We start from the raw sequence: 6,000 nt of genomic DNA, 5'->3' as shown, positions 1-6,000 counted from the left end.
CGCCGCCCTCGTGCTCGCCGACGCGGCCGTCCAGTCCGTCAAGGAAGGCAAGCTGGTCAAGATCGGCTAACGGTTTTCTCCCGACCGAAAGCCACATAGGAGATGGCCGGGGCCCGACCCGGCCATTTCTCGTTCACGGTGCAGCGGTTCGTGTCCCTTCAAGAGCGAGGAAATTGACGGATGTTGGTTGGCTGGTCTGCAAGGCACCCCCCATCTTGCGTGTGCCAGTGTAGTTTCTCTTGCTCTCCAGTCAATTTTAGCGTTAAATAAAGTCGCGGCGAAGCTGGCGCTGTTCTTCCTCGCCCCTCTCGCGCTGATGCTCATCACTTCTCTCAGGCCAACAGAGGACTTCCGGGGGCAGTCGATCATCAGCTGGCCGGGCGCCTGGTCGCTCTATGCGTGGACGAAGGCCTGGGGCGAAGCCTGTATCGGAACGCGCTGTGTGGGCCTCAAGGCCTATTACCTGAATTCCTTCATGATCGTGATACCGGCGGCGATATTCTCGACCGCGCTCGGTGCCATCAATGGCTTCACGCTGTCCAAGCTTCGCTTCCCGGGCAGCAACCTGCTGTTCATACTGATCGTGTTCGGCGTCTTCATCCCATATCAGGCAATCCTCATTCCGGCCGCCCAGCTTCTCGGGAAGCTTGGTCTATTGAACACGATCTGGGGCCTGATCCTTGTTCAGTCGGTCTACGGCATCCCGATCTGCACGCTGTTCTTCCGCAATTACTACGCCTCGATCCCGGATGAGCTGATCAAGGCGGCCAAGATCGACGGGGCAGGGTACTGGACGATCTTCTTCAGCATCATCCTGCCGCTGTCGCCGCCGATCATCGCGGTAACCCTCATTTGGCAGTTCACCGCGATCTGGAACGACTTCCTTTTCGGCGTGACGTTCTCTTCGGGCGCAAGCCAGCCCGTGATCGTCGCGCTGAACAACCTCGTCAACACCACCTTCGGCGTCAAGGAATACAACGTCGACATGGCTGGCACCATTATTACCGCGCTTCCGACACTCGTGATCTACGTACTTGCGGGCAAGTACTTCGTCCGCGGGCTCACTGTCGGCTCCGTGAAAGGATGAAGTAAATGGGTTCTCTTTCAATCGTAGACGTCACCCGCCGTTACGGGGCGTTCCTTGCGCTCGACAGTGTCAGCGTCGAGGCTGGCCAGGGCGAATTCCTCACGCTTCTTGGACCATCAGGCTGTGGCAAGTCGACCTTGCTCGGCATCATCGCCGGGCTCGATTATCCGACGTCAGGGGAAATCAGGATCGACGGAACCGATGTCAGCGGTACGCTGGCACGCGACCGCGACATCGCGATGATCTTCCAGTCCTATGCGCTCTATCCGACGATGACGGTCCGCAAGAACATCGAGTTCGGCCTGAAAATTCGTGGCGTGGGGGCAGCAGAGCGCGCGAAGGCAATCCAGAACGTCGCGACCATGCTGCGCATCGATCATCTGCTGGATCGAAAGCCGTGGCAGCTCTCCGGCGGTCAGCGCCAACGTGTCGCCATGGGCCGCGCACTCGTGCGCAACCCCAAGCTCTTCCTCTTCGACGAGCCGCTCTCAAACCTCGATGCCCAGCTCCGTACCGAGATGCGCATCGAGATCAAGCGCCTCCATCAGAAGCTCGGCGCAACCATTGTCTACGTCACGCATGACCAGGTCGAGGCGATGACCATGTCGACGAAGATCGTCGTCATGAACGGCGGCAAGATCGTTCAGATCGGCACGCCGAACGATATCTACAATTCGCCGGCGGATTTGTTCGTCGCGCGGTTCGTTGGGTCGCCTGCGATGAACCTGCTCGAAGGCACAGTGGAAACCCACGGCAGTGCGCAGGTCCTCAAGGTATCGCCAAAACTGTCGATTCCACTGCCGAACGGATACGCCGTCAGCGGTCAGGCCGTGACTTTGGGTATCCGCCCTGAGAACATCACGATCGGCGAGGGACTGGACGAAAACTGCCTGGTTCTCGACGCGCGCGTTGATCTAGTGGAGCCCACGGGTGCGGACACGTTGGTGATCTTCGACGTCGCCGGCAAGGAAGTGACCGCTCGCACAGCGCCGACGACAAGGATCAGCGCTGGCCAGACGTTGAAGTTCAGCTTCTCGCGAGAGAACTTCCATCTGTTCGATACGAAGTCTGGAAGGCGTCTCGATAAGAAGGGGGCGACCGGAAATGTCCCTCCGTCGCTGGCGGCACGCACTGCGGCTCAGGCGATCTAGCCTGAGAACTGCTTCTGTCGGCTGCTGTCTGGGGCAGCCGACGCTCGATACCGCATGGCTCGGCGTCGTTTTGGGCCAGGCAGTAGATCTTACTCGACGTTTGTAATCGGCCACTTACGTCATCAAGTAATGTGTTCGTAGGCTGAGAAGCCTTCAATGCCTGAATTTACAAGCCTCTGTGCCATCAGGCCCTGCAGCCAACTCTCCACACACCAGACAAGCTTCAGGCGCCGGCGACAGTCATGACCGAAGGCGGGCAGCTTTCCGCATTCGCGGTGAACTTCGACACCGCCGTAGTGACAGCAGGCAATCCTTTCTGGTGCAGCGAACATCGAGTTCGGTCTCGCCGTCACACTCCAACCTTCCGGTAGCCGGCCTCCTGTTTGCGACACGGAGGCTTCCGAGTGCTGAAAGCGCCTTCATCCAGCATAAAACAACTCAAGCCGGTGCGTTTGCGTGTGCAACACGCGCGAGCCCGTTGTCGCTCAGACAAGAACGGAAGCCGTCAGGCGGCGCACCAGCTGGAAGAATCTCATCGCTCACGCCGAGACAGAGCTTTTTCGCCAGCAAATGGACTTTCGGCCACTCAGCGCCCGGACTGCGCGGGAAACTCAAGCTTTCTGACATCATAGCCGAGCTGGCTCGCCTTGCGGATCATCACCTTCAGTCTTGCCTTTGATGGCACGGCGCGCGCGTAGATCCAGAGGTTCCGCATTTCTGGATCGGCACTTATGAACCATGCCTTATCAGGGGATTTGTAAAGGACCCAATAGTTGAATGTGATGAAGAAGGGGTAGCGGACCCGCATCTTGGCATTGCCGTGCCCGAGGTCGAGGATCTTTCCATCGCCATTGACGGTCTTCAGCCGCCCGCCGGGAGTGCCTACGTGGCAACCGTCTTCCACCTGGACCTCGCCTTGCGTCTTTCCGGGCTTGTAAGTCGAATAGCCCGCGACGCAGCCATCAGTCAGCCACATGGGCCGGCGGCCGATCTCAAGCCATGTCCCACGATAGTGGTCCATGCCAACCGCAACCGGCCGCGGCTCTACTGAGGCTGAAAGGGCTGGGCTCGATAATGACATCAATGCGACTGTTGCAGCAAAATACCAGCGAGAAATCTTCTGCATAATCAGCTCCCATTTGTTCTGGCTGTCGTTTGATCGGATCGGTCTCATGTCCGTGATATCCCCGCATAGCGAAGGGCGATGAAGGCCAACAGGCTGGCGACGGCGAAGGCATTCAGGTTGAAGAGGGTCATAAGTTCCGGTGCAGACCAGGCATGGGGCGGCGCACCGATAAAATTGCGCGAGAACACGAACACGACAAAGACAAGCACGGCCATCCCGCGCTGCCACCACTTTTCGTGTGCCTGGAAGGACAGCGCGACAAGCATGATGCAGGCGGCGAAGTACAATTCCGTCCCTGAAGCGGAGCCGAAGAGTGTCGTCTCGAACAAGGTGTCGAACGTGCCGATCAGCGGCAGCGCGATCCGGGCTGCCAGCGAAGATCGTCTGGCCAAAAGCGGGATCGCCAGGAAGAGAGGCGCTGAGAGCAATGTCCCGAGCGATGCCGCCACCCCATTGCCGACCAGATACCAGACATAGACAGGATAGAAAGGCTTGTTCAGCACGATGACCCAGGCAATCGTCACTGTCGCCTGGGTGATCGGGTCGAGCTGTTTGGTTGCCTCGGACATTATGTGGCCGGCGCCAGCAGGTAATGGCCGACACCCCAGACATCGCCTTTATCATGCCCGAACAGGCCTGCAGTCGACAGGAAGAACAGCCGCCAGCGGCGCAGCCAGAGCGATGCGTCCTTGCCATACACTCCTGCAAGGATTGGCCGGATCCGATGAATGTCGCGATCAAAATTCGCCAGCCAGTCCAGTGCCGTCCGGCGATAGTGCGTTCCCGACCAGCGCCATTCCTGCTCCACCTTGAACAGGTCGCCGAAGCGGTGCGGCAGGTCGTGTGCGGGCATGATCCCACCGGTAAAGAAGTGCTGGGCGATCCAATCGGACGGGTCGTTAGGATCGAACCTGTAGGAGCGATCCTTGTGGGTGAAGACATGCAGGAACAGTCTGCCGTCAGGCTTCACCCAGCCTCGGATGCGCTCAAGAAGCGTGCGCCAGTTGGACATGTGCTCGAACATTTCCACCGACACGATACGATCAAACTTGGCCTCCGTGGTGAAATGGTTCATGTCGGCGGTGATGACGTCGAGGTTGGTCAGGCCATCCCGACGTGCGAGGCCGAGGATATGGGCGCGCTGCGAGGCCGAGTTCGAGACGCTTGTGATGCGTGAATTGGGAAAGCGTCGTGCGAGATAAAGCGAAAGCGAACCCCAACCACAGCCGAGCTCCAGGATCGTCATCCCATCTTCAATCGCCGCATTCGCGACAGTGTCGGCGAGCGCCAGGATTTCTGCTTCCGCGAGTGTCGTATCGGACGTCGGGTAAAGGCAACACGAGTATTTGCGCTGCGGGCCAAGTGCTACCGAAAAGAAGTCGGCCGGCACCTCGTAGTGCTGGCGATTGGCCTCGTCGGTGTGGGTCGCGACCGGAAAGCGGTCCATGAGCTGGACGAAATCGCGTTCGGTGTCCGCCGTCGTTGTCGAGAGCTTGCGCTTGGTGCGCGCGCAGAGAAAATCGATGCCTGCCAGTGTCATTGCGTCGGTAAGCGGCGCGCGTTCGGCAGTGTTGATGGCGAATGCCAGCATGTTCATTGTTGCTCTCCTGGAAGGGTGGATTTGCGAGGACCTGGGAAGAAGGCGTTGACCCGGCGTTGCAGGGCACGGAATTTGTCGCCGCGCGAGCGCAGCATGTGCTCTTCGAGAGGTGGAACGCCGGAGACGTGAACCAGCAGCCAGTACATCATGAGTGGCGCGAGCAAGGACAGCCAGTTCCATATCGATCCAGTCAAAGCAAACAGCGGCCAGCAACACCAGAAAAGCCACTCGAAGAAGTAGTTGGGATGGCGCGAGTACCGCCAGAACCCGATCTCACAGACTTCCGTCTTTGCCTCGGGCCTCTTTCGGAAGCGCGCGAGCTGCGCGTCGGACAGGGCTTCGCCGCTCAACGCGATGATGGCGAGGAGTATGGCGAGACCGTCGATTGCCCCTGGAAACGGCCGCTCATTGGCTGCGGCGAGATAAACGGCGAGGACGAGAATGAATGCGGCCAATGCCTGTACCTGCAGGAAGGCGAACAATCGCCATGCTGCGCGGTCGCCCCAGTCTTCGATGAATTTTGCATAGCGAGGATCTTCGGCCGCACCTCTGGTGCGCGAGCCGATATGGCTTGCGAGCCTAAGCGACCAGGCGCCGATGGCGATCAATAGGACGACGCGGCGGTCGAAGTCGCCACCGGCGAAGGAGACGGCGACAACGCCTCCGATGCCCACCGCAACCGACCAAATTGTGTCGATCCACCCACTTTGTCCGCTGCTGCGCTGTATCGCCCACGCGCCCGCCATGGCCAGTGACAACCAGATTGCGATGACGACGAGGAGCAGAATGTCCATCAGCCTTCCCGTGTGGGCCCGAAGTTGGGTCTTGTCTCTACGGGAGGCAACGCCTCTTAGTTTCATTCCGGACAAAAAATCTTCGAAAATCAAAGCACTCTATGAAACTCGCGACGCTGCATCGGGGGCGCCGAAAGGCCCGTTGTTTCGGCATTCGACAATCACAGGCGCGTGATGGCTGTAACAAACCGCCGGAAGGTTGCGAAAAGAGCATGTGACCCCGTCGCATGGTGCGGCGGGCA

6 protein-coding genes are annotated in these 6,000 nt (G+C 59.2%); 2 read left to right on the top strand and 4 right to left on the bottom strand.

Annotated features, from left to right (window positions below; all coding sequences use genetic code 11):
- Positions 1–316 precede the first annotated feature (316 nt).
- Together ACODTZ_RS07005 and ACODTZ_RS07000 are read left to right on the top strand one after the other, a co-directional pair.
- The gene (locus ACODTZ_RS07005; protein ID WP_489024734.1) at positions 317–1,087 is read left to right on the top strand and encodes a carbohydrate ABC transporter permease; all 771 of its coding nucleotides are present in this window, start codon (positions 317–319) and stop codon (positions 1,085–1,087) included.
- A gap of 5 nt (positions 1,088–1,092) precedes the next feature.
- Positions 1,093–2,238 (top strand): ABC transporter ATP-binding protein, encoded by a 1,146-nt coding sequence (locus ACODTZ_RS07000; protein WP_489024733.1) that lies wholly within the window; start codon positions 1,093–1,095, stop codon positions 2,236–2,238.
- 586 nt (positions 2,239–2,824) lie between these two features.
- On the opposite strand, the gene ACODTZ_RS06995 is transcribed toward ACODTZ_RS07000, so the two are convergent.
- The 4 genes from ACODTZ_RS06995 to ACODTZ_RS06980 are packed head-to-tail and all read right to left on the bottom strand — an operon-like array spanning position 2,825 to position 5,758.
- A complete protein-coding gene (locus ACODTZ_RS06995) occupies positions 2,825–3,364 on the bottom strand; it encodes a lipocalin family protein (protein WP_489024731.1) in 540 nt (179 codons plus the stop codon).
- A 44-nt stretch (positions 3,365–3,408) separates the two neighbouring features.
- Positions 3,409–3,933, bottom strand: a complete 525-nt coding sequence (locus tag ACODTZ_RS06990; RefSeq protein WP_489024729.1) for a hypothetical protein — start codon at positions 3,931–3,933, stop codon at positions 3,409–3,411.
- On the bottom strand, positions 3,933–4,961 hold the full coding sequence (locus ACODTZ_RS06985; protein WP_489024727.1) for an SAM-dependent methyltransferase: 1,029 nt from the start codon (positions 4,959–4,961) through the stop codon (positions 3,933–3,935). The genes ACODTZ_RS06990 and ACODTZ_RS06985 overlap by 1 nt, the downstream gene beginning before the upstream one ends.
- The gene (locus tag ACODTZ_RS06980) at positions 4,958–5,758 is read right to left on the bottom strand and encodes a DUF1295 domain-containing protein (protein ID WP_489024726.1); all 801 of its coding nucleotides are present in this window, start codon (positions 5,756–5,758) and stop codon (positions 4,958–4,960) included. The genes ACODTZ_RS06985 and ACODTZ_RS06980 overlap by 4 nt, the downstream gene beginning before the upstream one ends.
- Between the last annotated feature and the right edge of the window lie 242 nt (positions 5,759–6,000).

It is taken from the genome of Rhizobium sp. FG113 (genome assembly GCF_057809895.1).
This window is presented reverse-complemented; position numbering and strand designations above follow the sequence as displayed.